This is a genomic window from Amycolatopsis sp. (genome assembly GCF_025464955.1).
Lineage (GTDB): Bacteria > Actinomycetota > Actinomycetes > Mycobacteriales > Pseudonocardiaceae > Amycolatopsis.
On the sequence record NZ_JAODNM010000119.1, the window covers coordinates 23,249 to 49,466 of the forward strand.

23 protein-coding genes are annotated in these 26,218 nt (G+C 69.2%); 7 read left to right on the top strand and 16 right to left on the bottom strand.

The features are described from left to right. Window positions 1-31: 31 nt before the first annotated feature. Both JWQ81_RS29355 and JWQ81_RS29360 read right to left on the bottom strand, forming a co-directional pair. Window positions 32-862, bottom strand: coding sequence for an amidohydrolase family protein (locus JWQ81_RS29355; protein ID WP_297546651.1), 831 nt, complete (start codon window positions 860-862; stop codon window positions 32-34). After that, the gene (locus JWQ81_RS29360; RefSeq protein ID WP_297546653.1) at window positions 859-1,830 is read right to left on the bottom strand and encodes an aldo/keto reductase; all 972 of its coding nucleotides are present in this window, start codon (window positions 1,828-1,830) and stop codon (window positions 859-861) included. The genes JWQ81_RS29355 and JWQ81_RS29360 overlap by 4 nt, the downstream gene beginning before the upstream one ends. Before the next feature lie 105 nt (window positions 1,831-1,935). Between JWQ81_RS29360 and JWQ81_RS29365 the strand changes: the two genes are divergently transcribed. After that, entirely contained in the window at window positions 1,936-2,637 is a 702-nt protein-coding gene (locus JWQ81_RS29365) for a FadR/GntR family transcriptional regulator (protein ID WP_297546655.1), read from the top strand. Window positions 2,638-2,642: 5 nt separating this feature from the next. On the opposite strand, the gene JWQ81_RS29370 is transcribed toward JWQ81_RS29365, so the two are convergent. From JWQ81_RS29370 to JWQ81_RS29395, 6 genes are read right to left on the bottom strand one after another with little or no spacing between them, the layout of a single operon-like run. Beyond that, on the bottom strand, window positions 2,643-3,662 hold the full coding sequence (locus JWQ81_RS29370; RefSeq protein ID WP_297546657.1) for an ABC transporter permease: 1,020 nt from the start codon (window positions 3,660-3,662) through the stop codon (window positions 2,643-2,645). Continuing rightward, window positions 3,655-5,196, bottom strand: coding sequence for a sugar ABC transporter ATP-binding protein (locus JWQ81_RS29375; protein ID WP_297546659.1), 1,542 nt, complete (start codon window positions 5,194-5,196; stop codon window positions 3,655-3,657). Before JWQ81_RS29375 ends, JWQ81_RS29370 begins: the two co-directional genes overlap by 8 nt. Next, window positions 5,193-6,200, bottom strand: a complete 1,008-nt coding sequence (locus JWQ81_RS29380; protein ID WP_297546714.1) for a sugar ABC transporter substrate-binding protein — start codon at window positions 6,198-6,200, stop codon at window positions 5,193-5,195. Before JWQ81_RS29380 ends, JWQ81_RS29375 begins: the two co-directional genes overlap by 4 nt. A gap of 60 nt (window positions 6,201-6,260) precedes the next feature. After that, window positions 6,261-7,022, bottom strand: coding sequence for an SDR family oxidoreductase (locus tag JWQ81_RS29385; protein ID WP_297546661.1), 762 nt, complete (start codon window positions 7,020-7,022; stop codon window positions 6,261-6,263). Next, on the bottom strand, window positions 7,019-8,320 hold the full coding sequence (locus JWQ81_RS29390) for an enolase C-terminal domain-like protein (protein WP_297546663.1): 1,302 nt from the start codon (window positions 8,318-8,320) through the stop codon (window positions 7,019-7,021). Before JWQ81_RS29390 ends, JWQ81_RS29385 begins: the two co-directional genes overlap by 4 nt. A 1-nt stretch (window position 8,321) precedes the next feature. Beyond that, complete coding sequence (locus tag JWQ81_RS29395) at window positions 8,322-9,179, bottom strand: fumarylacetoacetate hydrolase family protein (RefSeq protein WP_297546665.1); 858 nt, start codon at window positions 9,177-9,179, stop codon at window positions 8,322-8,324. 194 nt (window positions 9,180-9,373) lie between these two features. Here JWQ81_RS29395 and JWQ81_RS29400 point away from each other — a divergent pair, with 194 nt between their 5' ends. Beyond that, entirely contained in the window at window positions 9,374-10,597 is a 1,224-nt protein-coding gene (locus JWQ81_RS29400; protein WP_297546667.1) for a Bcr/CflA family multidrug efflux MFS transporter, read from the top strand. A 77-nt stretch (window positions 10,598-10,674) separates the two neighbouring features. On the opposite strand, the gene JWQ81_RS29405 is transcribed toward JWQ81_RS29400, so the two are convergent. The 3 genes from JWQ81_RS29405 to JWQ81_RS29415 are packed head-to-tail and all read right to left on the bottom strand — an operon-like array spanning window position 10,675 to window position 13,450. Beyond that, entirely contained in the window at window positions 10,675-11,853 is a 1,179-nt protein-coding gene (locus JWQ81_RS29405; RefSeq protein ID WP_297546669.1) for a kynureninase, read from the bottom strand. Then, entirely contained in the window at window positions 11,850-12,638 is a 789-nt protein-coding gene (locus JWQ81_RS29410; RefSeq protein ID WP_297546671.1) for a tryptophan 2,3-dioxygenase family protein, read from the bottom strand. The genes JWQ81_RS29405 and JWQ81_RS29410 overlap by 4 nt, the downstream gene beginning before the upstream one ends. Beyond that, window positions 12,638-13,450, bottom strand: coding sequence for a PaaX family transcriptional regulator C-terminal domain-containing protein (locus tag JWQ81_RS29415; protein WP_297546673.1), 813 nt, complete (start codon window positions 13,448-13,450; stop codon window positions 12,638-12,640). Before JWQ81_RS29415 ends, JWQ81_RS29410 begins: the two co-directional genes overlap by 1 nt. A gap of 48 nt (window positions 13,451-13,498) precedes the next feature. Here JWQ81_RS29415 and JWQ81_RS29420 point away from each other — a divergent pair, with 48 nt between their 5' ends. The 4 genes from JWQ81_RS29420 to JWQ81_RS29435 are packed head-to-tail and all read left to right on the top strand — an operon-like array spanning window position 13,499 to window position 17,275. Further along, a complete protein-coding gene (locus JWQ81_RS29420; protein ID WP_297546675.1) occupies window positions 13,499-14,254 on the top strand; it encodes a creatininase family protein in 756 nt (251 codons plus the stop codon). Continuing rightward, window positions 14,251-15,762: a benzoate-CoA ligase family protein gene (locus JWQ81_RS29425; protein WP_297546676.1), complete on the top strand. Its 1,512-nt coding sequence runs from the start codon at window positions 14,251-14,253 to the stop codon at window positions 15,760-15,762. The genes JWQ81_RS29420 and JWQ81_RS29425 overlap by 4 nt, the downstream gene beginning before the upstream one ends. After that, entirely contained in the window at window positions 15,759-16,451 is a 693-nt protein-coding gene (locus JWQ81_RS29430; RefSeq protein WP_297546716.1) for an SDR family oxidoreductase, read from the top strand. The genes JWQ81_RS29425 and JWQ81_RS29430 overlap by 4 nt, the downstream gene beginning before the upstream one ends. Beyond that, the gene (locus JWQ81_RS29435) at window positions 16,448-17,275 is read left to right on the top strand and encodes an enoyl-CoA hydratase family protein (protein ID WP_297546678.1); all 828 of its coding nucleotides are present in this window, start codon (window positions 16,448-16,450) and stop codon (window positions 17,273-17,275) included. The genes JWQ81_RS29430 and JWQ81_RS29435 overlap by 4 nt, the downstream gene beginning before the upstream one ends. Window positions 17,276-17,683: 408 nt before the next feature. Here the strand turns inward: JWQ81_RS29435 and JWQ81_RS29440 are convergent, their stop codons facing one another. From JWQ81_RS29440 to JWQ81_RS29455, 4 genes are read right to left on the bottom strand one after another with little or no spacing between them, the layout of a single operon-like run. Continuing rightward, window positions 17,684-19,903: a cation-translocating P-type ATPase gene (locus tag JWQ81_RS29440; protein ID WP_297546681.1), complete on the bottom strand. Its 2,220-nt coding sequence runs from the start codon at window positions 19,901-19,903 to the stop codon at window positions 17,684-17,686. A 46-nt stretch (window positions 19,904-19,949) separates the two neighbouring features. Continuing rightward, window positions 19,950-20,609 carry a histidine phosphatase family protein gene (locus tag JWQ81_RS29445; RefSeq protein ID WP_297546683.1) on the bottom strand — a complete coding sequence of 220 codons (660 nt, stop codon included), beginning with the start codon at window positions 20,607-20,609 and terminating at the stop codon, window positions 19,950-19,952. Continuing rightward, the gene (locus JWQ81_RS29450; RefSeq protein WP_297546685.1) at window positions 20,609-21,358 is read right to left on the bottom strand and encodes an SDR family oxidoreductase; all 750 of its coding nucleotides are present in this window, start codon (window positions 21,356-21,358) and stop codon (window positions 20,609-20,611) included. The genes JWQ81_RS29445 and JWQ81_RS29450 overlap by 1 nt, the downstream gene beginning before the upstream one ends. 39 nt (window positions 21,359-21,397) lie before the next feature. Then, window positions 21,398-23,032 (bottom strand): acyl-CoA synthetase, encoded by a 1,635-nt coding sequence (locus JWQ81_RS29455; protein WP_297546686.1) that lies wholly within the window; start codon window positions 23,030-23,032, stop codon window positions 21,398-21,400. 149 nt (window positions 23,033-23,181) lie between these two features. Between JWQ81_RS29455 and JWQ81_RS29460 the strand changes: the two genes are divergently transcribed. After that, window positions 23,182-24,888: a bifunctional 3'-5' exonuclease/DNA polymerase gene (locus tag JWQ81_RS29460; protein WP_297546688.1), complete on the top strand. Its 1,707-nt coding sequence runs from the start codon at window positions 23,182-23,184 to the stop codon at window positions 24,886-24,888. Between the two features lie 81 nt (window positions 24,889-24,969). Here JWQ81_RS29460 and JWQ81_RS29465 read toward each other — a convergent pair whose 3' ends face one another. After that, window positions 24,970-26,196, bottom strand: a complete 1,227-nt coding sequence (locus tag JWQ81_RS29465) for an FAD/NAD(P)-binding oxidoreductase (protein ID WP_297546690.1) — start codon at window positions 26,194-26,196, stop codon at window positions 24,970-24,972. Window positions 26,197-26,218 lie beyond the last annotated feature (22 nt).

A 26,218-nucleotide genomic window follows, 5' to 3' on the forward strand; every position in this document is an offset into this window, starting at 1 on the left:
CAAGCAGGGCACTTTTGTACGAGAGTGCCCGCTAGAGCAGGTGGTAGGCGCGGCGGGCGCTGTGCTCGAAGACGTCCGCGCGTTCGGGGTCGGTGAGTGGCCCCGTCAGCGACATCGCGGCGTCCAGGACGACCTCGTACGACGCGGCGAGCTCGCAGACCGGCCAGTCCGAGCCGAACATCAGCCTGTCCGGGCCGAAGGTGTCGATGATGTGCTCGGCGTGCCGGCGCAGGTGCCCGACGCGCCATGTTTCCCAATCCGCCTCGGTGACCAGGCCGGACAGCTTGCAGAACACGTTGGGCCGCTCGCCGAGCCCGGCCAGGTTGGCGGCCCACGGCTGCCACTCCCCCGATACGATCGGCGGCTTGCCCGCGTGGTCGAGCACGAACGTCAACTCCGGCAAGGCATCGGCCGCCGCGACCGCGGCAGGGAACTGCACCGGGCTGATGAGCAGGTCGTACGACAGACCCGCCGCCGCGACCGCCGCCAGCCCCTTGAGCACGTCGCCGCGGGCCAGCCACTCCGGATCGGACTCGCCTTCGACCTGGTGCCGGATCCCGACGAGCGGACCGCGCGCGGCCAAGGCCGACAGCTGGTCGGCGACGTCGGCCGCGGTGAGGTCGACCCAGCCGACGACCCCGGCGATCACCGGCTCGCCCGCGGCGACGTCGAGGAACTCTTCGGTCTCCTCGACGGAAGACACCGTCTGCACGAGGATCGTCGAGCGGACACCGGCAGCGCTGGTCACCGCGCGAAGGTCGTCGACGGTGTAGGGCCGCCGGATGGGGTCCAGCACTTCGCCCGCCATCCACGGATACTCGCGCCGGGCCGGGTCCCAGAGGTGGTGGTGCGCGTCGATCACGAGTCCGCCCCCGCCCTGGTCACGGTGTCCGGGCGCAGGAGGCCCGCGTCGATGAGGTCGCTCCACAGCCCCGGCGGCACCTCCGCGCGTGCCCGCGCGACGTTCGCGCTGACCTGGTCGGGCGTCTGCGCGCCGACGACCACGGTCGCGACGGCCGGATGCGCGGCCGGGAGCGCCATCGCGGCCTGCGGCAGCTCGACGCCGTGCTTCGCGCAGACGGCGGCGATGGCCTCGGCCTTCGCGACGACGTCGGCGGGCGCGTCCACGTAGTCGTACTTGATGCCGGGTGACGCGGTCGCCAGGATGCCTCCGTTGAACACCCCGGCCGCCATCACGGCGATGCCGCGCTCCTCGCACAGCGGGAGCAGCTCGTCGAGCGCCGGTTGAGACAGCAGCGTGTACCGGCCGGCGACCATGACCGCGTCGAGGTCGCTGCGGCGGATGAACTCGGTGAGCATCGGCGTCTGGTTCATCCCGACGCCGAACGCGCCGATCACCCCTTGTTCGCGCAGTTCCAGCAACGCGGGCAGCGCCCCGGAGGCCGCTTCCTCGAAGTGGTTGTCCGGATCGTGGACGTAGGCGATGTCGATCCGGTCGAGACCGAGCCTGGTCAGGCTGTCCTCGAGCGACCGCAACACCCCGTCCCGGCTGAAGTCCCAGCGACGCCGATAAGCCGCCGGAACGTCGAACAACTCGGCGTCACGCAACGAAGCGCCGTCCGGGTCCGGTTCCAGCACACGACCGACCTTCGTGGACAGCACGTAGTCCGCGCGCGGGTACGCCGCCAACGCGGCCCCGAGGCGCCGTTCCGACAGTCCCAGCCCGTAGTGCGGCGCGGTGTCGAAGTAGCGGATGCCCTCGTCCCACGCCCGTGCCACGGTCAGCGCGGCGTTCTCGTCCGTCATGGCCTGGTACAGATTGCCCAGCTGGGCACAGCCAAGGCCCAACGGGGTGACAGTCACCTTCACAACCGGGTCACCGCTTCTCCTTGCGTGAACTCATGGCAGTCTGACAATGAACACTGAAACATCCGAGGTTTCGCCGGGTCAGGCAACACCAGGAGGGCGGTCCGCATGCCGGTCACCGACGTCGCGATCGACAAGATCAAGGACATGATCATCTCCGGTGATCTGGCTCCGGGCGACCGGCTGCCGAAGGAAGCCGAGCTGGCACAGCGGCTGGGGCTCTCACGCAGCTCCCTTCGCGAGGCGGTCAAAGCACTCTGCTTGATCCGGGTGCTGGACGTCCGCCAGGGTGACGGTACATACGTCACCAGCCTCGAGCCACACCTCCTGCTCGACGCCATGACGTTCGTCGTCGATTTCCACCGCGACGACACCGTGCTCGACTTCCTCGCCGTGCGCCGGATCCTCGAACCGGCCGCCACGGCAATGGCCGCGCTGCACATGAGCGAGGAAGGCATCGCCGAGCTACGCGAACTGCTCGACGAGCTCGAGGACGCCCCGACCGTCGAAGCGCTGGTGGCCAACGATCTCCAGTTCCACCGCAAGATCGCGGACGGCTCCGGCAACCCGGTGCTGTGCTCGCTGCTGGACAGCCTTTCCGGGCCGACCGCCCGCGCCCGTATCTGGCGCGGACTCACCCAGGAAGGCGCCGTCGACAAAACTCGCGAGCAGCACAAAGCGATCTACGACGCGATCGCCGCCCACGAGCCGGAAGTGGCGCGCTCGTGGGCGACCGTGCACGTCGCCGGCGTCGAACAGTGGCTGCGCAACGCCCTCGGCTCCGCTGACGAGGACGTCCCGACCGAGTAAGCGGGTCACGTCTGGGCTTTCCCTCCGGCAAAGCGGGAGATGATCAGCGCGATCAGGATGATGCCGCCGTACACGGCGCTGATCCACGGAGCGGGTACCTGTGCGGCGTTGAGCAGGTTCTGCACTGTGGACAGCAGCAGCACGCCGGTGAGCGCGCCGAGCATGGTGCCCTTGCCGCCATCGAGCGAGACTCCGCCGATAACGGCCGCGGCGAACACGTTGAGGATCAACCCGCTGCCCTGGTTGGCGCCGAGAGCCCCGACGTAACCCGTGTACGCCAGGCCGCCGAGCGCGGCGAGTACACCGGCGATGACGAACACCAGCATCGAGATCCGGTCGACCCTGATGCCCGCGGCGCGAGCGGCTTCCCGGTTTCCACCGATCGCGTACAGCGCGCGCCCGGCCCGGTGGTAGCGCAGCAGGAACCCCGCCACGGCGAACGCTAACGCGGCCAGCCAAACAGCCATCGGCAGCCCGGCGAACGTCGTCGTGGACAGCGCGGTGAACGGATCGAGGCCGTCCGACAAGGTCTTGCCGCCGGTCGAACCGACCTGGATCCCGCGCAGCAGCGTGAGCATTGCCAGCGTCGTGATGAAGGCGTTGAGCTGAAGCTTGATGATGAGGAACGCGTTGATCAACCCGATCACGGCGCCGATCACCGGGATGGCCAGCAGTCCGACGAACGCGGGCAGGCCGAAACCGAACCCGGCCGAAGTCGCCGGGATCACCAACATCACGCCGAGTGCGGGCGCAATGCCCATCGTCGACTCCAGCGACAGGTCGAACTTCCCGGTGATCAGCACCAGCGACTCGCCGAGCACGACCAGCGCCAGCGCGGCCGACGCGGTCAGGATGCTGACGATGTTCCCCACGCTGAGGAAAGTGTCGCTGACGAACGCCCCGATGATCAACAGGACGACGAGCGCGGGCACCAGTGCCAGCTCCCGCATCCAGTTGAAGCGGCGCGACCGGCGCGGCGTGGAGACCGCCGGCTTGGTGGCCGGCAGCATCTCGGTCTCAGTCATCGAGCTCGACTCCTTCAATGTCGGCCACCAGGTCGCTGTCCGACCAGCCGGCCTGATGTTCGGTCACGACGCGCCCGGCGCGCAGCACCAGCACGCGGTCGGCGACGCGCAGGTCGTCCAGTTCGTCGCTGACGATCAGCACGCCCTTGCCTTCGGCACGGACGCGGTCGACGACGGCGAGCAGCGCCTCTTTCGACTTCACGTCCACACCGGCGGTGGGGTTGATGAGCACCAGCACGTCCGGGTTGCTGGCCAGCGCCCTGGCCAGCACGACCTTCTGCTGGTTGCCGCCGGACAGGTCGGACACCGGCTGGTAGGGACCGGCCGCGACGACGTCGTAGTCGACGAGCGCCTGGTCGGCGAGGGCGTCGCGCCGACGCGGCGGCGCGATCCCGCCCGGCCCGAGCCGGTCCATCACGGTCATCGTCGTGTTGTCCGCAATGGACAGCCCCAGCACCAGGCCCTGGTGATGCCGGTCCCTCGGCACGCAACCAATCCCGGCGCTCAACGCGGCGGGAACCGATCCCGGTCGCAACGGCCGGCCGGCGACGGTCACCGTACCGGCACTCGGCGAACGCAGGCCGTACACCGTCTCCGCGACCTGGTGTTTCCCGCTGGCGTTGCTGCCGGCCAACCCGAGCACTTCGCCACGGCGGAGCGCGAACGAAACGTCCCGGAAGTCGTCCCCGGAGAGCCCCTTGACCGCGAGCGCCTCGGAAACCTCTTCCCCCAAGGGTTCGCGTGCAGCCGCGTCGCGGACGGACAGCCCGCCCGTATCGCCCGTCATCGCGTCGATGAGTTCGACGCGCCCGACGTCGGCGACCGGCGCGGTGAGGATGTGCCGAGCGTCGCGCAGCACAGTGACCGCCTGGCAGACCTCGTAGACCTCCTTCAGATGGTGCGAGATGAACAGGAACGTCACACCGTTCGCCTGCATCTCACGCATCCGTACGAAGAGCCGGTCGATCGCCTGGCTGTCGAGCTGCGCTGTCGGCTCGTCAAGCACGATGAACCGGGCGCCGTACGACAGCGCCCGCGCGATCTCGACTAGCTGCCTGTCTTCAACCGTGAGCTCGCCGGCCGGGCTGTCGACATCGACATCGACACCCCACGATCCCAGCAGCTCCCGAGCCTCCCGTCGCAGCCGCGACCAGCTGATGACAAAGGACTTCTTGCCCTTAGCCAGTGACGCTTGACGGTTGAGGAACAGGTTCTCGGCCACGGTCAGCTGGGGGATGACCGTGGAGTACTGGTAAACGCAGGCCACCCGGCGGCGCCAGCCCTCGCGGTCGGCGATCGCCGGTGCGGGTTCACCGCCGAACTCGACCGTTCCGGTGTCCGGTTTGGACAGTCCAGTGAGAATGGAGACGAGGGTGGACTTGCCGGCCCCGTTCCGCCCGACGAGCGCGTGCGACTCGCCGGGGCGGACCGTCAGGTCGACGCCGTGCAGAGCCACGGTCGGCCCGTACCGCTTGCCGACCCCGCGCGCGCCGACCACCGGTTCGGCGGTGTCGCCGATGGGCAGCGCGCTCACAGGTTGTTACCCCACAAGGACTTGTCGTCCACGTTCGCCTTCGTGATCAGCGGCGCGGGGAGCTGGTCCTCGAGGATCCCCGGCTTGGTCTCCACCACGACGCTGCCGTGGTCGGTCGGCCCGGCGTGGAAGGTTTCGCCCGCCATGGCCTTCTTGATCCAGTACATGCCGTACTTCGCGTAGTCGTCGGCGGGCTGGGAGACCGTCGCGTCCAGCTCGCCCGCGCGGATGGCCGCGAGCTCCTCAGGGATGCCGTCGTTGCTGACCAGCACGACATGGCGCGGATCACCGATGGGGAAGTACATGTTCTTCCGCTTGAGCGCCTGCTCGGTCGGCGCGAGGTAGACCCCGCCCGCCTGCATGTAGACGGCCTTGATGTCGGGGTTCGCGGTGAGGAGGCTCTCCAGCCCGGAAGCGGCCTTGTCGGCTTCCCAAGCCGCGGGGACCGCAAGCACCTGGATCCCCGGGTACTTGGCCTTCATGCAGTCGCCGAACGCCTGGGTGCGCTCGCGGCCGTTGACCGACGCGAGGTCGCCCTCGATCTGCACGACCTTGCCCTGCTTGACCTTCTCGCCGATGGCATCGCAGGCCTTGGTGCCGTATGCCTTGTTATCTGCGCGGACGACCATCGCCACCTTGCCGCTGTCCGGCGCGACGTCCACCGCCACCACCGGCACACCCTTGTTCGCGGCCTGGTTCAGCCCGGCGACGATCGCGGCGGAGTCGAGCGGCGTCACGACGAGCCCCTTGACACCCTGGTTGAGCAGGTTGTTGATGTCGGTGATCAGCGCGGCCGGATCGCTGTTGGCGTTGACCGATCCCAGCGCGTCAACCCCCTCGGTCTTGGCCATCTGGGGCAGATAGTTGTTGTAGGCCTGCCAGAACGGCGAGGTCAGCAGCGGCACGGTCGTGCCGACCTTGCCACCGCCCCCGCTGCCCGCGGCCGGTGCCGCCGTTTTGGTGGAGCCACAGCCGGTCAGGGCGAGCGTCAGTACCGCACCCATGCCGACGGCCTTGATCAGGTTCTTGCGCACCGCATCCTCCTTGATGCCAGGCGGGAAAACTTAGGGGTTTCGAACCGGCCCGCGCGGACGCAGACCGTACATGCCGCCATCGACGGCGAGTGCGGTGCCGGTGGTCGACGCGGCCAGCGGGCTGGCCAGGTAGACGATGGAGTTCGCCACCTCCTCGGCGGTGACCAGGCGGCCCATCGGCTGACGGGCCGCGAGCGCGATCCGCTCGGCCTCGGGATCTCCTGCGGAGTCGAGCAGCCTGCCGACCCAGGGGGTGTCGGCCGTGCCCGGGCACACGCAGTTGACGCGGACGCGGTCGACGAGGTGGTCCGTGGCCATCGCCAGGGTCAGCGAAAACACCGCGCCCTTGCTCGCCGAGTACAGCGCGCGGGAGTTGAGCCCGGCCCAGGCCGCGATCGAGCAGGTGTTGACGATCGCGGCGGACGGCGACTTGCGCAGGTGCGGCAACGCGGCCCTCGCGATCCGGACCATGCCGACCACGTTGATGTCGAACACGCGGTGCCACTCGTCGTCGTCGTTGGCCGAGACGTCGCCCTGCGCACCGATGCCGGCGTTGTTGACGACGACGTCGATACGGCCGAAGCGCTCGACGACGGCGTCGATCGCTGAGGTGACCTCGTCCGCCGAACTGACGTCGCACCGGAAGCCGGTCAGGCCGTCCGCGAGGTCGTCGGGTTTCAGGTCGAGGACGGCCACGGTGGCGCCTCGCGCGGTCAGCTGCCGCGCGGTCGCCAGGCCGATCCCGGACGCGCCGCCGGTGACCACGGCCACCAGGCCTTCGAACTCACTCAAGATTCGTTCTCCGTCCACTCAGGACCGTTCGGGAACAGGAAGCGCCGCAGGGTGGCGTCGTGCATCCGGGTGGAAAAGCCCGGCACGGATGGTGCCAGATAACGGCCGTCCCGCACCACCGCCGGATCGGCGAAGTGCTCGTGCAGGTTGTCGACCCATTCGATGGACCGGTCGACGTCGGTCCCGGACACCGCGACGAAATCGAACATCGACAGGTGCCGGACCATCTCGCACAGCCCGACCCCGCCCGCGTGCGGGCAGACCGGGACGCCGAACTTCGCCGCCAGCAGCAAGATCGCGACGTTCTCGTTGACCCCGCCGACGCGCGCGGCGTCAAGCTGCAGCACGGACATCGATCCGGCCTGCAGCATCTGCTTGAAGACCACGCGGTTCTGCACGTGCTCACCGGTGGCGACCTTGATCGGGTCGAGGGCCTTCGCGATGGCGGCGTGCCCGAGCACGTCGTCGGGCGAGGTCGGCTCTTCGATCCAGTACGGGTCGAAGGGTGCCAGCGCCGTCATCCATTCGATCGCCGGCGTGACATCCCAGCGCTGGTTGGCGTCGACGGCGATGCGGATCTTCGGCCCGACGGTCTCCCGCGCCAGCTTCAGCCGTCGGATGTCGTCGTCGAGGTTGCCACCGACCTTGAGCTTGATCATCGAGAAGCCGTCCGAAACGGCCTGTTTCGCGAGCCGTACGAGCTTCTCGTCGCTGTAACCAAGCCAACCCGGCGCGGTGCTGTACGCCTGGTAGCCGTTCTCCTCGAGCTTCTTCGTACGCTCGGCGCGCCCCGGCTCGGCTGCGCGCAGGATGTCCAGCGCCTCCTGCTCGGTGATCGCGTCGCTGAGGTATCGGAAGTCGACCAGGCTGACCAGCTCTTCCGGCGTCATCTCGGCCAGGAACTTCCACAGTGGACGGTCGGCCCGGCGCGCGGCGAGGTCCCACGCGGCGTTGACCACCGCGCCGATCGCCATCTGCGCGACGCCCTTTTCCGGTCCCAGCCAGCGGAACTGGGAGTCGCCGATGAGCTCGGCCGACAACGCGGCGAGCGTGCTCGCGTCCTCGGGCACGGGCTTGCCGACGACGTGGTGCTCCAGCGCCTTGATGGCCGCGGCCTGCACGTCGTTGCCCCGTCCGATGGTGAAGGCCAGCGCGTACCCGTCCGGGCCGCCGTCGGTGTGCAGGACGACGTACGCGGCCGAGTAGTCGGGGTCGGGGTTCATCGCGTCCGAACCATCCAGCACCCGCGAAGTGGGGAACCGGACGTCCAGTACTTCCATGCCGGTGATTGTGGCCATGTCAGGCCTGCTTCGCAGCTTGGCGCTGCCGTCCGAGGCCGTCTATCTCCAGCTCGACGACGTCGCCGTCACGCAGGTACGGCTTCGGTTCGGGCTGGCCGAGCGCGACGCCCTGCGGGGTGCCGGTGTTGATCAGGTCGCCGGGGCGCAGGACCATGAACTGGCTCAGGTAGTGGATGATCTCGGCGACGGTGAAGACCATGTCCTTCGTCGTGGAGTCCTGCCACAGCTTGCCGTTGACCCACAACCGCAGGCCGAGGTCCTGCGGGTCGGCCACCTCGCTCGCGGGCAGCAGCCACGGGCCGAGCGGGTTGAAGTTCTCGCACGACTTGCCCTTGTCCCACTGGCCGCCGCGGTGGATCTGGAACTCACGCTCGGACACGTCGTGGGAAAGCACGTAACCGGCGACGTGGTCGAGGGCATCGTCGGGGCTGTCGAGGTAGCGGGCGGTCTTGCCGATCACCACGCCCAGCTCCACCTCCCAATCCGTGCTCGTGGACTTGCGGGGGATCAGCAGCGGGTCGTTCGGGCCGACGACGACGTCCGGTGCCTTCATGAACACGACCGGTTCGGCCGGGATCGGCGCGTTGGTCTCCTCGGCGTGCTTGCGGTAGTTGAGGCCGATGCAGACGATTTTGCCGGGCTGCGCGATCGGCGGGCCGGTCCGGACCCCTTCGGCCACGTCGGCGACGGGCAGTTCACCGCTTTCCAAAGCGGCCGCGACCTGGGCGATCCCGCCACCGGCGAGGAAGGCGCCATCGATGTCGGAAGCCAGCGGGGCGAGGTCACGCAGGGTACCGTCATCGGCACGCACGAAGGGACGCTCACTGCCCGGTTCCCCGAGTCGCAACAGCTGCACGGATGTTCCCTTCCTAACTTTTGCATCGAACCCACAGAAGACATCCGATGTATACCCCATCGGGCGAGTCGAGGCTAGGGTCGGTCGCGCATTGTTACCCCTATTCGTCCGATGAGTTTGACTGTGTCGACGGTCTCGGAATAACACTCCGACCGACCGGGGTTCCCGCAACGTCACCACGACGAAGGGGCCAGATGAGCACGGGAACCGCCAGCGAGGACGTACGCGCGCCGCTGATCGGGCGAAGCGTCGCGCGCTACACGCTCATCCTGGGCAGCTTGTCCGCGTTCGCGCCGTTGTCGATCGACATGTACCTGCCGTCGCTGCCCTCGATGACCAGCGACCTGCACAGCACCGACTCGACCATCCAGCTGACGCTGAGCGCCTTCATCATCGGACTCGCAATCGGGCAGATCGTGATCGGCCCGCTGTCCGACTCGCTGGGGCGCCGCAAGCCGCTGCTTGTCGGGTTGGTGCTGTACGCCGTCGGTTCGGTCCTGTGCGCGGTCAGCCCGAGCAGCGAACTGCTGATCACCGCGCGCTTCGTGCAGGCCATCGGCGCGGCGGCCGGAATCGTGATCGCCAGGGCGGCCGTGCGCGACCTGTTCTCCGGCACCGCGATGACGAAGTTCTTCTCCCTGCTCATGCTCGTCAACGGCGTCGCCCCGGTGCTCGCGCCGGTCATCGGCGCGCAACTGCTGCGGCTGACGTCGTGGCGCGGCGTGTTCGTCGTGCTGACCGTCGTCGGCGTCCTGCTGCTCGCAACCGTCGCCCTCGCACTGCCCGAGTCGCTTCCGGCCGAGCAGCGGACGCGCTCCCGGATCCCGGACACGCTGCGCACCTACGCCGGCCTCTTCGCCGACCGGATGTTCCTGGGCTACGCGCTGGCCGCCGGCCTCAGCTTCGCCGCGATGTTCGCCTACATTTCGGGATCGTCGTTCGTGCTGCAAGGCGTCTACGGCCTGAACCCCCAGTGGTTCAGCGTGGTGTTCGGGATCAACGGCCTCGGCATCGTCGCGGTCGGACAGCTCAACAGCAAGCTGATCGACCACTTCACCGAACGCACGCTGCTCACCGTCGGCCTCGTCGCGACAGCGGCGGGCGGCGTCGGGGTGCTGCTGGCGGCCACCCTCGACCTCGGCCTGATCGCGCTGCTGGTGCCGCTGTTCGTGCTGGTCGGCAGCATCGGCATGGTGTCGCCGAACTCGACGTCGCTGGCCATGGCCGAGCACGCGAAGTCCGCCGGCTCCGCGTCCGCGCTGCTCGGCGTACTGCAGTTCGCCTTCGGCGCCATCGCGTCCCCGCTGGTCGGCGTCGGCGGGGCCAGCGGCGCAGCGATACCGATGGCCGTGGTCATGGCCGGGTTCGGCGTGGCGTCGCTGGGGGCGTATCTCACGCTGGCGAGGAAGGCCGCCTAGGACTCGTGAGCGTTCCGGCCGCTTACTGTGCCCTGCGGGACACCCGCACCCGGGCGAGCCGGAACGCTCACGAGCCCTTACCCGGCCACCTCGCCAAGGTGGGCCATGGCGGTTTCCAGTTGGGCGTCGGATAGGTAGGGCGCGGGGCCGAAGCGGAGGTACTCCCCGCGGCTGTCGGTCTGGACGCCGCGGGCGGACAGCGCCGCCTGCAGACCGGCCGCGTCCTTGCAGCGCAAGGAAAGGAAGCCGCCGAACTCCGCTGGCGCAGCGTCCCGGTCACGGGTGGCGACGGCGTCGGGCAGGGATAGCGCGTCAAAGCTCCGTGCCAGCAGGCCGACCTGGTGCAGCGACTGCTGCCGCAACGAATCCGGCGTCAGATCGTGCTCCTCGAAGAAGCGGACAACGCGGGCGCCGCGGTAGTTGCTCGTCGGGTCGTACGTCGCTCCGGCGAAGCGGGCGGCGCCGTGCGCGTAGACGACGGCATCGGGACGTCGTTCATCCGCGAGCTCGCCGAATTCCGCGTACCAGCCCGTCACCACCGGACGCATCTCCTGCGCGTGCGCGGGCATGCGCAGGAAGCAGTTGCCCTCGCCGAGCTGCAGGTACTTGTACCCGCCGCCGAGTACCCACGCATTCGTCAGACCGAGGTCGTGCACCGCGAACGGCACGACGCCCAGCGCGTGATAGGCGTCGACGACGAGTTCCGCGGGGCTCCTCAGGCACGCGTCCGCCAGGAACTCCAGCCCCGGCACGATCCGCGAGGTCTCGAACAGCACGTGCGACACGAACACCGCGGACGTCCTGTCGTCGACTTCGGCGGCGAGCCGCTCGGCGAGGGTCTCGACCGGCGAAGCGGGCACCCGGACGATCTCGACACCGGCCTCGCCGAGCCGCGCGAGCTGACGGCGCAGCGTGTGGAACTCGCCATCGGTCGTCACCAGCTTCGGCCGCGCCTGCAGGTCGAACGCCGACAGCAGGCGGATCACCAGGTCGTGCGTGCTCGCCCCGAGCGCGAGGTCCGCCCGCGGATCGTGCAGGAACCGGCGGAACCCGGCCCTGACCTCGTCCGCTTTGGCAAACGCCGCGTCCCACTTCCGGTCGACGTCGCGAGCCGCGTCCTCGAAGGCTTCGGTCAAGCCGTCCATGGCCACATCCGGCCAGGCCTGGTGGGAATGCCCCGAGAGCAACAACCGCTCGGAAACCCGGAAGCGCGAGTAGTGCGCCGCGAGGCCCCCGAAACCGGCAGAGTCCGTCAAAGCCTGCTCCTTACTGCCCAGAGGTCGGGGAACATCGGTGCGAACAAGGTGCCGCGCAGGTACGCCGCACCCGAAGAACCGCCGGTCCCGGTCTTGTCACCGATGGTCCGCTCAACCATTTTCACGTGCCGGTAGCGCCATTCCTGCATACCCTCGTCGAAGTCGACGAGGTGTTCGGCGACCATCGACGGCCCGCCGTCATCCTCATACACGCGCAACAACACATTCTGCAGGTCCTCCGACGGCTGACGCGAGGTGCTCACGTCGTGTCCGGTGGGCACCGCGTAACCGCTCGCCGCGAGGTACGCGACGAAGGAGTCGAACAGCGAGTCCCGCGACATCGCGCCGGCGATCCGCTCGCGTGCTTCGCCGCCTTCGGGGTAGTGCGCGAACACCCGCTCGTCGCGGCGCCCGAGCACGGCTTCCAACTCGCGGAACTGAGCGGACTGGAAGCCGCTCGACGCGTCGAGCCGGGCACGGAAGCTGGTGAACTGGCTCGGCGTCATCGTCTCGAGGACGTCGATCTGCGCCACCACCACCTTGAGGATGGTCAGGATCCGCCGGAGCGTGCGGATGGCGTGCGCGGTGGCGCCGGCGGCGAGACGTTCCTGCAGGTAGAGCACCTCGTGCAGGATCTGCTTGAACCACAGTTCGTACACCTGGTGGATCACGATGAACAGCAGCTCGTCGTGCTCTTCCGACCGCGGATGCTGCGCGTCGAGCAGGTCGTCGAGCGCGAGGTAAGAGGTGTAGCTCAGGGCCATCTGGGTGTCGGAGTTCGTCATCAGTGGGTCACCTCGTCGAAGTGGCGCTGCGCTGCCGGTGCGAGCGCCGCGTAGAGAGCATGGAACAACTCGACCGCGGCCGCCCGGCCTGCCGGTGGCGGCACGAGTCGCGGCGGGAGCTCAGGGTCCAGCGAGGGAAACTGCCGGAAGGTGTGGACGAGCCTGGTACGCAGCCAGAACGCGCCCGGATCGTCGAGTTGGCAGTGCTCGGCGTACCCGCCGAACTCGGCCACGAACGCGTCGTAGCGTTGGTCCAACCCGTCGAGGTCCCAGGCGCGGGACGCGAACGCCCGCACGTCAAGCGCGGCCGACGGCTTGCCGAGCATCAACCCGGCGTACTCGGTGATCCCCAGCTCGTCCAGCAGCGCGACGACGTCGGCCTCCCGGTCGTGCGGAGTCAGCCAGGTGCCGTCCTGGATCGAGCCGAAGCCGAGGAACCGCAGGCGCCGGACCAGCCTCTCCCTCGCCTGCCGGCGGCTTTCCGGCACGTTCTGCCACAGCACCGTCCAGTCGCCGGGGCCCCGAGACCCGCGGCCGAGCGAAAAGATCCGCCGGTCGCCGTCTTCGAGGACCGCGATCGAACGCCTGGTCAGCGTGTAGTGGACGAGCCTGCCCTGTTTGTGACGGGCGAGCAGGTCCCGATGGGCAAGCCGGGCCAACGCGATCCTGGCCGCGCCGTCGGAGAAACCGAGTTCGGACAGCAGCGCGACGAGGCCGCCGGACCACACCTGGCGCGTGTCGCGGGGGCGGACATAGCTGCCGAGCAGGGTCATCACCAGCTCCTGCGGTGTCGGCTCGAACCCTTCGCTCATTCGCACAACTCTATACACACGAGCCCGGTGCGGTGTAGCTTAAATCTTGTGACCTCCTTCGCGGACCTCAGCTCGCCGCAGGTCGCCGCTGTGCTGGCAGGCGAGCGCGTGCCCGTGCTGCTGCTGCCGGTCGGCGCGATCGAGCCGCACGGCCCGCATGCCCCGCTGGGTACGGACCCCCTGATCTCACAGGGCATGTGCGAGCGCGCGGCTGCCCGACTCGAAGCGGACGCGCAGGTCCAGGTGCTGATCCTGCCCGCGATCCCGTACGGCGTGACGCGGTTCGCCGAGGGCTTCCCCGGCGGCCTGCACGTCGGCGAGGAGACCCTGCACGCACTGGTCGTCGACGTGTGCACGGCCGCGATCGATCAGGGCCTGACCCGCGTGGTGATCGTCAACAATCACTTCGAACCGGCGCACACGGCCACCCTGCGCCGCGTCGTCAACGCGGTGGAATCGTTGCGGGGCAAGAAAGTCGGCTACCTCGATCTCGTCAGGCGGCGGCACGCCCAGCGGCTCACCGAGGAGTTCAAGTCCGGGTCCTGCCACGCCGGTCGTTATGAAACGTCGCTGGTGCTCGCCGACCGTCCCGAGCTGGTCGACGTCGACACCATGCGCGAGCTGCCCGCGATCGACGTCGACATGCCCGCAGCGATGCGCGAAGGCCAGGCAGGCTTCGTCGCGATGGGCATGAGCCAGGCGTACTGCGGCGCTCCCGCCGACGCGTCCGCCGAAGAAGGCTCGGCGACTTTCGAGACGCTGACGGACATGCTCGTCGAGGCGATCCGGGAAGCCGCGGCATGAACCTCGCGTCGTACTTCGTCGACCGCAACCTCGACGAGGGCCGCGGAAACAACGTTGCCCTGCTCAGCAGCGACGGCCCGACGATGTACAGCGAGCTTGCGGCCAAGGTCAACCGCGTCGGCAACGTGCTGCGCGAACTCGGTGTCCAACGTGGACAGATCGTCCTGCTCGCGCTGAACGACAGTGTCGAGTTCGTCGCGACCTGGTACGCCGCGCAGAAGATCGGCGCCGTCACCGCCGAGGTCTACACCTTCCTGCAGCCCAAGGACTACACGTACTACCTCGGCTACACCGAAGCCGTGCTCGTCGTGGCCGACGCGACCACGCTGCCGGCGCTGCGCGAGGCGGGCGCGAAGAAACTGCTGGTGATCGGCGTCCCCGAAGGCGAACTCCGCGACGGCGAACGTCCATTCGAGACACTCGTCGCGCAGGCGCCCCCCGAGTTGGAAGCCGCTCCGACGAGCCTTGACGACGTCGCGATCTGGAAGTTCACCACCGGCAGCACCGGCTCACCGAAAGCCTGTGTCCACCCCGCGCGCAGCCCGATCGAGAGCTTCCAGCGGTACGCCCGCGGCGTGCTCGATCTCGGTGAGCACGATCGGGTGCTGGCCGTGCCGAAGCTGTTCTTCGGGTATGCGCGGGATCTGGTGGCGTTGTTCCCGTTCGGCGTCGGCGGCACCGGGGTCGTCTTCGGCGAGCGCAGCACGGCCGCGCTGATGTTTGAGCTCGTCGCGCGGTTCCGCCCGACGATCCTGGTCAACGTGCCGACGATGATGAGCGCGATGATCGCCCATCCGGACGCCGCCGCGCAGGACCTGAGCTCCCTGCGCCTGTGCACGTCGGCAGGCGAGGCCCTCCCGTCGGAGCTGCATCGCAAGTGGGACAACACTTTCGGCGTCGAAGTCGTCGACGGCATCGGATCGTCCGAGGCGTACCACATTTACCTGTCGAACCGGCCGGGGGCGGTTCGACGGGGCAGCCTCGGGACCGCCGTACCCGGCTACGGCGTGCGCGTCCTCGACGAGTCCGATGACGAACTGCCGGATGGCGAGATCGGCACGTTGGAGATCACCGGGCCGACCGTCGCACTTGAGTACCACGGTGACGCGGAAAAGTCCGCGCGGACTTTTCGTCAGGACACCGTTCGCTCGAGCGACCTGTTCAGCCGGGACGCCGAGGGGTTCTTCCACCACCACGGCCGCGCGGACGACCTGCTCAAGGTCGGCGGCGTGTTCGTCGCGCCGAGCGAGATCGAGGATTGCCTGATCGGCCATCCGGACGTGACGGAGTGCGTCGTGCTCGGGCACACCGTCGACGGGCTCGTGCTGCCGCGGGCGTACGTCGTCCTGCGCGAAGGCGCGACCGCGGACGCAAAAGCCTTGCAGGACTTCGCGAAAGCGCACCTGGCCGGCCACAAATTCCCCCGAGAGGTGACCTTCGTGCCCGAACTCCCCCGCACGTCCAACGGCAAGCTCGACCGCCGCGCCCTGCGAGAGCAGGCCGGCTGATGCGGGTCGTGGTGGTGACCGGCGGCAACCGCGGCATCGGGGCCGCCGTGGCCGAGCGGTTCCGCGCGGCCGGTGACCAGGTCATCGCGCCCGGCCGCGCCGACTGCGACGTCACCGACGAGGCCGCCGTGTCGGCGTTCTTCGGCGGGCTCGGGCCGATCGACGTGCTGGTCAACAACGCCGGGGTGTCGACGAGCGCACCGCTCGCCCGCAGCACGCTGGCCGACTGGAACGCGCAGTTCGAGGTCAACGCGACGGGCGCGTTCCTGTGCACCCGCGCGGTGCTGCCGGGGATGCGTGAGCGCGGCACCGGCCGCGTCGTCACGGTCGCGTCGACAGCCGGGCACGTCGGCTACCGCTACACCGCCGGGTATACGGCGTCCAAACACGCCGCTGTCGGGCTGATGCGGGCGGTCGCGGCGGAGGTCGCCGGCACCGGCGTCACCGCGAACGCGGTCTGCCCGGCGTTCGTGCGCACCGACATGACGACGACGTCGATGGCCCGGATCAGCGAGCGCACCGGCCGCGGTGAGGCGGACGCCGAAGCCGCGCTCGCGGCCGCGTCCCCGCTGGGCCGGCTGCTCGAACCGGACGAAGTCGCGTTCGCGGTCACATTCCTGGCGGCCGCGGAGTCCGCCGCGATCAACGGGCAGACCCTTGTCCTCGACGGAGGTGGAATCCAGCTATGAGCCCGTTCCGCGCATCACCCGGGATCACCGGCGAGTGGGAGCATTTCGACTTCGCGGTCGACGACGGCGTCGCGACGATCACGCTGAACCGGCCGGAGAAACTCAACGCGCTGACCTTCGAGGTCTACGCCGACCTGCGCGACCTGCTCGCCGAGCTGCCACATCGCGGGGACGCGCGGGTGCTGGTGATCACCGGCGAGGGCCGCGGGTTCTGCTCCGGCGGCGACGTCGAGGAGATCATCGGCGAGCTGCAGAAGATGGAGACGCGCGAGCTGCTGGAATTCACGCGGATGACCGGGGCCGTGGTGAAGGCGCTGCGCGAGTGCCCGCTGCCGGTGATCGCCGCGGTCAACGGCGTCGCCGCCGGGGCGGGCTCGGTGATCGCGCTCGCCAGCGACTTCCGGCTGCTCGCGCGGTCGGCGAAGTTCGCGTTCCTGTTCACGAAGGTCGGGCTCGCGGGGGCCGATATGGGCTCGGCGTATCTGCTGCCGCGGCTCGTCGGCCTGGGCCGGGCGACCGAGTTGCTGATGCTGGGTGACAAAGTGGACTCCGCACGCGCCGAGGCGATCGGGCTGGCGACACAGGTCGTCGACGACGCGGACCTGCCCGCGACGGCCACCGCCCTCGCGCGTCGGCTGGCCGATGGACCGGCGCTGGCGTACTCGACGACGAAGGTCCTGCTCACCCGCGAACAAGACATGGACCTCGGCAGCTCGATCGAGCTGGAGGCGATGACCCAGGCCCTGCTGATGACCAGCAAGGACCACCACGAGTTCTACGCCGCCTGGTCCGCCGGCCGCACCCCCCACTGGACCGGCCGCTGACCGCCATCCCACTTTTGCGCTTTTGTGGGCTCTCTTAGTTTCTAGCGAGCGCAACTCGACGGCGAGTTGCGGTGATGGTCGTGCACGACGGCCAGTAGTCGCACTGGATGTGGGACTCGGCCCCGTCACCGTGGGACTCGCCGGCGGTGAACGTGGGACTCGCCGACTGCAACGAGGGCACTCGGCGAGTCCCACACTCACGGCACTGAGTCCCACACTCACGGCCCCACACATGCGACCGAAGAGCCACTTTTGTGCCCTCGTTGCAAACGCGGGTAACCAGCGTGTGCAACCACCGCAACTCGACGGCGAGTTGCGATCGTTGCAGACGGTCAGCACCGCAACTCGACGGCGAGTTGCGTGGATACGTCACGCCAGGAGACCCCACAAAAGCGCAAAAGTGCCTGATCAGTGGAAGCGGCGGAGGCGGAGCGAGTTGGAGACGACGAAGACCGACGACAGGGCCATCGCGGCACCGGCGATCATCGGGTTGAGCAGGCCGGCCGCCGCCAGCGGCAACGCCGCGACGTTGTAACCGAACGCCCACACCAGGTTTCCGCGGATGGTCGCGAACGTCCGCCGCGCGAGCCGGATGGCGTCCGCGACGGCGCCGAGGTCGCTGCGGACCACGGTCAGGTCACCCGCCTCGATGGCGACGTCCGTGCCGGTACCCATGGCGATCCCGAGGTTCGACGTCGCGAGCGCGGGGGCGTCGTTGACGCCGTCGCCGACCATCGCGACGACCCGGCCCGCGGCCTGCAGCCGGGACACTACCTCGACCTTGCCCGCCGGCAGGACTCCCGCGACGACGTCGCCGGGCTCGATGCCGACCTCGGCGGCGACCGCCCGGGCAACGGTCTCGTTGTCCCCGGTCAGCAGGATCGGCCGCAGCCCCAACGCCTTCAGCCGCGTGATCGCGTCCCGAGCGGACAGCTTCACGGTGTCACCGACGCCGAGCACCCCTTGCGCACGACCGTCCCAACCGACCAGCACAGCCGTGTTGCCCTCACGTTCGACGTCGTCGCGCAGTTCACGCAGTGCTTCCGACACTCCGAACCCGCGCTCGGCGAAGAGCTGCGGGCGTCCGATCAGGACCTGTGTGCCATCGACGATCCCAGCCGCGCCAAGGCCTTCGGCGTTGACGAACTCGGAAACCTCCGGCACCGCACCGAACTTCTCCCGCGCGCCGGAAGCGATGGCTTGCGCGATCGGGTGTTCGGACGCGTCCTCGACGGCCCCGGCCAGCTCCAGCAGCCTGCCCGGGTCGACCCCGGCGTCAGCGTGGATCGCCCGCAGCGCCATTTTGCCCGTGGTCACCGTGCCGGTCTTGTCGAGCACGACGGTGTCGATCCGCCTGGTCGACTCCAGCACCTGCGGGCCCTTGATCAGGATCCCGAGCTGCGCCCCACGACCCGTGCCGACCAGCAGCGCTGTCGGCGTCGCGAGCCCGAGCGCGCAGGGGCAGGCGATGATCAGCACGGCGACGGCGGCAGTGAACGCCGGCTCGACGCCATCACCGAAGGCCAGCCACGCGCCCAGCGTCAACGCCGCGAGCACCAGCACGACGGGCACGAACACCCCGGACACCCGGTCCGCGAGCCGCTGGACGTCGGCTTTGCCGTTCTGGGCCTGCTCGACCAGCTTCGCCATCTGCGCCAGCTGCGTGTCCGCGCCGACCTTGGTGGCCCGGACGACCAGGCGGCCGCCGACGTTCACCGTGCCGCCGACCACCGCGTCGCCCTCGCCGACCTCGCTGGGTACGGACTCGCCGGTCACCATGCTGGTGTCGACCCCGGACCGGCCCCGCTCGACGACCCCGTCGGTCGCGATCTTCTCGCCGGGCCGGACGGCGAACTCCGCGCCGACGGCCAGTTCGGCGATCGGGACACGGACCTCTTCCCCGTCCCGCAGGATCGCGACGTCCTTCGCGCCCAACGACAACAGCGCCCGCAGCGCCGACCCCGCGCGTCGCTTCGACCGCGCCTCGAAATAACGCCCGGCCAGCAGGAACGTCGTGACGCCGGCGGCGACCTCGAAGTAGATCGCGTCCGAACCGCCGCCGGTGAAGCTGAACCCGTGCTTCATGCCGATCATCCCGGCCTCGCCGAAGAACAGCGCGTACAGCGACCACCCGAGCGCGGCGAGGGTGCCCATCGACACCAGCGTGTCCATCGTGGACGACCCGTGGCGCAGGTTCTGCCACGCGGCGCGGTGGAACGGCCAGGCACCCCAGGTGATCACCGGCAGCGCCAGTAGTAGCGACGCCCATTGCCAGTATGGGAACTGCAACGCGGGGACCATCGACAGCAGAATGACCGGCCACGCGAGTTGCGCGGACACCAGCAGACGGGTGCCCAGGCCGTACTCGGAATCGACGTCTTCCGGTTTGGCGGGATCGGGCAGGGCCGCGGTGTAGCCTGCCTTCTCGACCGCGCCGATGAGCACCGCCGGGTCCGTGCCGGCGGGCACCGAAACCGTCGCCTTCTCGGTCGCGTAGTTGACCGTCGCGGACACTCCGTCGAGCTTGTTCAGCTTCCGTTCGATGCGGGACGCGCACGAAGCGCACGTCATCCCGCCGACGATGAGCTCGACCTGCTGGGCCGTGATCCTGTCCGTCGTCTGCGTCACGCCCGCGACTATACCCCTAGGGGGTAGGGGTCACGACCGAGCGACGCTAGCGATACGTGAGTAACGCTGAGTCCGCACCCTCGAAGTGCGGATGTTCGTTGAACGACAACAAGGTCAGCCCGCCGCGGCCGGAGACGAGCTTGGTGATCCCCCCGTTGACCGTCACCCGGTTGAGCTTGAGCAGGCCGACTTCGGGGGTCCCGAGCAACGCTCCGCACACGGTCGCGATAACCCCGCCCGAGGTGAACACCACCGCATGCTCGCCCTTGCCCAACTTCGCCGCGAGGTCCGTCAGCGCGCCGCGGACGCGGTCGAGGAACGCCGGCCAGGTTTCCGCGCACGGACCGTCCGCGCCGGCCTCGATCCACGAGGACAACGCCGCGTCCAACGCCACTTGGTACGCCCGAGAGTCATCCCCCTGCGCGACGCCGCCCGCGTGCTTCGCCGCGATGTCGACGTGGTCGTACTCGTTCCAGCGCGGATCCTCACTCGCCACCAGCCCGCCATCGAGTTCGGCGAGCGCGGTGACCGCGGTATCCCGTTGCCGCGACAGCGATCCCGTGCGGACCTGGCTGAAGGCGACCCCGCGTCGGCGCAGCTCGGCACCCGCCAGCTTCGACTGTGCGAACCCGCGTTCGGACAGCTTGTCGTAGTCGTCCGCGCCGAACGACGCCTGCCCGTGGCGGACCAGGTAGATCGCGCCCATCAGCCGAACCTCTTCACGAAGCCCATCGGCGCGTACTTCATCACCAGGCTGAGCGGCAGCCACGGGAAAGTCGGGACGTACGCCTTCGCGCCCTCGCTTTCGATCGCCTTGACCATGGCTTGAGCGCCCTTGAGCGCGGAGCTCATCAGCGGGGTCTTGCCGGCGCGAGCGGTCATCTCGCTCTCGATGTACCCCGGCAGCAGGGTGGTCACCTTGATCGGCGTGCCCAGTACCTCGGCCCGGATGCCCTCGGCGAGCGTCGAGACGCCGGCCTTCGACGCCGCGTACGCCGTGAGGTTGCCCGGCATACCGCGCAGCGCACTCACGGACGAGACCACGACCAGGTGTCCCGCGTTCTGGTCGCGGAAGATCTCCATAGCCGCCTCGGCCTGGGCCAGCGCCGCGACGAAGTTGGTCTCGAGTGTCTGCTTGTTGGCGTCGAAGCGGCCGGTTCCGACCGGTTGTCCCTTACCGAGACCGGCGTTGATGACCACCCTGTCGAGCGTGCCGAGTTTCTCGCGGAACTCCTTGAACACGGTGAAGACGCGGTCGTGGTCGTTGACGTCGAGTGCGCTGGTGAAGACCTCGACGCTGTGCGCTTCCCGCAGTTCCTCGGCCAACTCGTCGAGCCGCTCGGTGCGGCGGGCGCACAGCGCGAGGTTGCGCCCCTTCGCGGCGAACTGCCTGGCCATCCCTTCACCGAGGCCCGCGCTCGCCCCGGTGATCACAATGTTCTTCCGCAAGGTCATGGCCCGGACAATACTCGCCAGTAACCTCCCCGCGCCCCATCAGGAGAGCTTGGAGCGCAGGACCTTCCCGGTGGCGTTGCGCGGCAGCTCGTCGAGGAATTCGACGTCGCGCGGCACCTTGTAGCGGGCGAGGTTGTTCTTCACGTAGTCCCGCACGGTCTTGACGTCGAGGTCGGAGCCGTCGGCCCGCACCACGAACGCCTTGAGCCGCTGGCCGAAGTCGTCGTCCGGCACGCCGATCACCGCGGCCTCGAGTACGTCATCCCGCTCGACGAGCAGGTTCTCGACCTCGATCGGGAACACGTTCTCACCGCCGGAAACGATCATCTCGTCGTCGCGGCCGTCGATGAAGAGCAGCCCGTCCTCGTCGAAGTGACCGACGTCACCGCTGGAGAGCAGGCCGTCGATGATCTCCTTGTGCCGGCCGTCGGTGTACCCGCCGAAGCTCAGGCCGCTGCCGACGAACACGCGCCCGGTGACGTTCGGCTCGGTGACCGGCTTGCCGTTGTGGTCGTAGAGCACGACCTTGCAGCCGACCGGCGCGCGGCCGACCGTGCCGGGAGCCTTGCGCCAGTCCTCCGGCGTCGCCACCGTGGCGACCGCGACCTCGGTCGAGCCGTACAGGTTGTGCACGACTTCGCCGAACGTCTCCGTGGCGCGGTTGCCCAGGTCAGGGGACAACGCGGAACCCGCGACGAAGATGATCCGCAACGACGAGGTGTCGTACTTGGCGAGCACCTCGGCCGGGAGGTCGACGATCCGCTGCAGCATCGTCGGCACCAGCACCAGCGTCGTGCACTTGTGCTCTTCGACGCCCCGCAGCGTCTCCTCGGGATTGAACTTGCGGCGCAGCACGACCGTCGAGCCCAGCGCGAACGACAGGATGAACTGCGAAAGCCCGGTCCCGTGGAAGATCGGGGCACCCATATAGGTGCTCTCGCCGGCGCGCAGGGGGATGCGGTCGAGGAACTGCGCGGACGCCAGCGGCGAGGTGTGCGGCCGCGGCGCGCCCTTCGGCGTACCGGTGGTTCCGCTGGTCAGCAGCACAAAACCGCCGGGCTTCGCGGGGGCGGGCCACGGCCGGTCGTCGGTGCTGGCGATCAGCTCGTCCAGCACCGGGATCGTGCGGTCGGCGAGCTGGGTGTCGCCCTCGACCCAGGCCAGGTAGTGGTCGACGTCGGCGCTGATCGCGTCGAGCAGGCCGGTGAACTCCTCGTCGTAAACCAGGGCGGTGACGCCTTCGCGCGCGGCGACGTCAGCCAGTTGAGGCTTAGCGAAACCGGTGTTCATCAGCAGCAACCGGGCACCGAGCTTGCCGGCCGCGAGCATGGTGATGACCAGGCCGCGGTGGTCGCGGCAGAGGGCGGCGATCACCGAACCCGGGGTGATCCCGCGGGCAGCCCAGGCCCTGGCCAACGCGTTCGACTTCAGGTCGAGCTGCTTGAAGGTGAGCGGGCCGAGCTCGTCGACGAGCCCGATCGCCCGGGAGTCGCGGCGGGCGGCGATGTGCGCCGCGCCGGCGAACGGGCCGAACCTGCGGATCGCGACGATCGACCGGAGGCCTTCGTCGAGCCGGGGGAAGGGCACCAGGCCCGCCTGGCGCATCACTTCGACGCTGCGGACCGTTTCCGTCACCTTGGTGAGGATTTCGGACACGCTGGGCGGGTTCTTCATACGGGCACCTCCATTGCTGCTGCCGTAACGCTCGCGTGCCGTACCGCCGGTCTCGACGTACCGACGGTATGGCCGCCGTCCGACAGTATCCGAACCATCCGGTGGGCGCGAGAGTGAGAACTGTCGGTGGTGGCGCGCAGAATGGGCACGTGCTGGTGATCGTGGGAGCGGAGGCGTCGCAGGAAGCCGCGTACGCCGTGCTCGTCCCGGGTGAGCCCGCGCTCGGGCGGCGAGGGCTGGCGCCGGACGAGCTCGCGCGCTACGCGGCCGAGCTGGAGCGCGAGCACTCGCCGCGCTGGGTCTTCCCTGCCGTCGAATCGGTGTACCCCGTGCTGCTGCGTGCGGATGTGCGTCTCCGACGCTGTCACGACCTCACTCTCGCCGAGGGCCTGCTGCTCGCCCACGAAGGCCGCAACGGCGAGCCACGGGAGTTGGCCGCGGCGCTCGCTCGGGCGAATGGCACCGAACCACCGCCGGATGTCGGTTACGCCGACGAGGATCGGCATCCCACGCTGTTCGACGCGCGGGGGTCGGGGCTGCCGCCGGGGGTCAACGCGGTCGACGCCGCCGAGATCGTCCTCGCCGAACAGGAACGGCGGATTGCGGAAACGGCGTTTCCCGACCGGATGCGGCTGTTGATCGCGGCCGAGTCCGCCAGCGCCCTCGCGGCTGCCGAGATGTCCGCCGACGGCCTGCCGTGGCGCGCGGATCTGCACGCCGCGCTGCTCACCGAGCTGTTCGGCCCCCGGCTGCCGGCCGGGCAGCGGCCGCGGCGGCTGGTGGAGCTCGCGGCGAAGGTCAGCGCGGCGTTCGGACGTCCGGTGAACCCGGACTCGCCGCCGGAGGTGGTCAGGGCGCTGTCGCGGGCGGGTATCGAGGTCCCGGCGGCCCGGGCTCATCTGCTGCGGGACATCGACCACCCCGCGATCCCGCCGCTGCTGGAGTACAAGGAACTCGCCAGGCTGTACGCGGCGAACGGCTGGTCGTGGCTGGCGGACTGGGTGTCCGACGACCGGTTCCGGCCGATCTACGTCGTCGGCGGGGTGGTGTCCGGCCGGTGGGCCAGCCGCGGCGGCGGCGCGCTGCAGATCCCGAAAACCCTGCGGACGTGCGTGCGCGCCGACGAGGGCTGGAAGCTCGTGGTGGCCGACGCGGCCCAGCTCGAGCCCAGGGTGCTCACGGCGCTGTCGGGCGACCGGAAGCTGGCGGACGTCGCGTCGTCCACCGACCTCTACGCGAGCCTCGCCGAGGCGATGTTCGCCGGCGGGCACAAGATCGCGATCAAGCACTGGGACGACCGCGATGACCGCGCCCGCGCGAAGATCGCGATGCTGTCGGCTATGTACGGCGGTACGTCCGGCGAAGCGGGTCCACTGCTCGCCTTGCTGCGCAACCGTTTCCCGGAGGCAGTGTCCTATGTGGAACACGCGGCGCAGGCCGGGGAACGCGGCGAGCGGGTGCGGTCGAAGCTCGGCAGGACGTCCCCGGCACCGTCGGAGGCCTGGCGGGCACTGACCGGAGGGGCGTCCGACAGCGCCGCCGACGAGACCCAAGCCCGCCGGGCGGCCCGCAACTGGGGCCGGTTCACGCGCAACTTCGTCGTCCAGGCGTCCGCCGCCGACATGACGGCCGTCCTGCTCGCGACCCTCCGCCAGCGCCTGCCCGCCCCGGCCCACCTCGTGTTCTTCCAGCACGACGAAGTCCTCGTGCACACCCCGGCGGAGTTGGCCGACGAGGTGTCCAAGCACATCGAGGAAAGCGTCGCCGAAGCCGCGTCCCTGCTCTTCGGGGCCTCGTGCCCGGTGCGCTTCCCCATGCACATCGCGTCCGTCGACTGCTACGCCGACGCGAAGTAACGCACCACCACCGCAACTCGACGGCGAGTTGCGATCCTTAGCGTACGCAACTACAGCAACTCGACGGCGAGTTGCGGTCTCCTAGGCGAGGGTGGCGAGGTCGGCGGAGGTCAGCGCGTCGTCGGTGACCTTGACACGCGAGTCGACGAGGCGTTGAAGGGCGTCGCCGTCGTCCCACATGTTCACGTTCATTGCCGCGCTCACCTCCCCTGCGGGAGTCACCCAGAACGCGGTGAACTCCCGCGAGGCCAGGTCACCCCGGACGACCAGGCGGTCCGTGTCGAGGTTGGCGAGGCCCCGGTATTCGCAGCCCAGGTCGTACTGGTCCGAGAAGAAGTACGGCGTCTGGAGGTACGGCTCGTTCTCGCCGATGAGGTTGCCGGCCACGTGCGCGCCCTGGTTCTTCGCGTTGGACCAGTGTTCGACGCGCACCCGCCTGCCGTAGCGCGGGTGGAAGTGCGCGGCGATGTCGCCGACGGCGTAGACATCCGGGGCCGCGGTGCGCAGACCGGCGTCGACGCACACACCGCCGTCATCGGACAGTTCGAGCCCGGCGACGTGAGCGAGTTCGACGCGTGGCGCGGCACCGACAGCGACGAGTACGACGTCGGCAGCGAGTTCGTCGCCGTTCGACAGGCGCACGCCCCGCACACCGTCGGGTCCGCCGGTGAATTCGGTGACCCCGGCGCCGAACCGCCAGTTGACGCCGTGTTCGGCGTGCAGGTCGCGGAACACCCCAGCGATCTCCGAGCCCAGCACGGAAACCAGCGGCGCGGAGTTCGGTTCGATCACCGTCACGTCGGCGCCGTGCTTGCGGGCGGCGGCTGCCGTTTCACTGCCGATCCAGCCGGCGCCGACGATCACCACGCGTTCCGCGTCGATGAACGCCGACCGCAGCGCGAGAGAGTCGTCCAGCGAGCGCAGCGTCCGCAGCCCGGGCAGGTCGCCGCCGGGCACCGGCAGCGAGCGCGGCTTGGACCCGGTCGCCAGCAGCAGCCGGTCGAACCGGTGCTCGCCGCCGGCGTCGTCGAGCACCAGCCGGGCGCCGAGTTCGATGCGAGTCGCGGTGACGCCACGCTGCAAGGTGATGTCCTGTTCGGCATAGAAGCCCTCGTCGTGAACCCAGTCCGGGTCGTCGCCTTCACCGAGCAACACTCGTTTGGACAGCGGCGGCAGTTCGTACGGGCGATGCGGGTCGGAGCCGAGGAGGAGTATTTCGCCCTGATAGCCGCGTTCACGCAACCCCGCGGCGGCGGAAGCGCCCGCCAGTCCGGCGCCGATGATCACGATTCGCTTGACGTCCGACATCACTGTCTCCTTGACTCCGAGC

Excerpts from the sequence above, each read along its gene's own strand:
- JWQ81_RS29365 (WP_297546655.1), top strand. The coding sequence starts at position 1,936 with ATGCCGGTCACCGACGTCGCGATCGACAAGATCAAGGACATGATCATC.
- JWQ81_RS29370 (WP_297546657.1), bottom strand. The coding sequence starts at position 3,662 with ATGACTGAGACCGAGATGCTGCCGGCCACCAAGCCGGCGGTCTCCACG.
- JWQ81_RS29380 (WP_297546714.1), bottom strand. The coding sequence starts at position 6,200 with ATGGGTGCGGTACTGACGCTCGCCCTGACCGGCTGTGGCTCCACCAAA.
- JWQ81_RS29390 (WP_297546663.1), bottom strand. The coding sequence starts at position 8,320 with ATGGCCACAATCACCGGCATGGAAGTACTGGACGTCCGGTTCCCCACT.
- JWQ81_RS29400 (WP_297546667.1), top strand. The coding sequence starts at position 9,374 with ATGAGCACGGGAACCGCCAGCGAGGACGTACGCGCGCCGCTGATCGGG.
- JWQ81_RS29410 (WP_297546671.1), bottom strand. The coding sequence starts at position 12,638 with ATGACGAACTCCGACACCCAGATGGCCCTGAGCTACACCTCTTACCTC.
- JWQ81_RS29415 (WP_297546673.1), bottom strand. The coding sequence starts at position 13,450 with ATGAGCGAAGGGTTCGAGCCGACACCGCAGGAGCTGGTGATGACCCTG.
- JWQ81_RS29425 (WP_297546676.1), top strand. The coding sequence starts at position 14,251 with ATGAACCTCGCGTCGTACTTCGTCGACCGCAACCTCGACGAGGGCCGC.
- JWQ81_RS29435 (WP_297546678.1), top strand. The coding sequence starts at position 16,448 with ATGAGCCCGTTCCGCGCATCACCCGGGATCACCGGCGAGTGGGAGCAT.
- JWQ81_RS29445 (WP_297546683.1), bottom strand. The coding sequence starts at position 20,609 with ATGGGCGCGATCTACCTGGTCCGCCACGGGCAGGCGTCGTTCGGCGCG.
- JWQ81_RS29450 (WP_297546685.1), bottom strand. The coding sequence starts at position 21,358 with ATGACCTTGCGGAAGAACATTGTGATCACCGGGGCGAGCGCGGGCCTC.
- JWQ81_RS29455 (WP_297546686.1), bottom strand. The coding sequence starts at position 23,032 with ATGAAGAACCCGCCCAGCGTGTCCGAAATCCTCACCAAGGTGACGGAA.
- JWQ81_RS29465 (WP_297546690.1), bottom strand. The coding sequence starts at position 26,196 with ATGTCGGACGTCAAGCGAATCGTGATCATCGGCGCCGGACTGGCGGGC.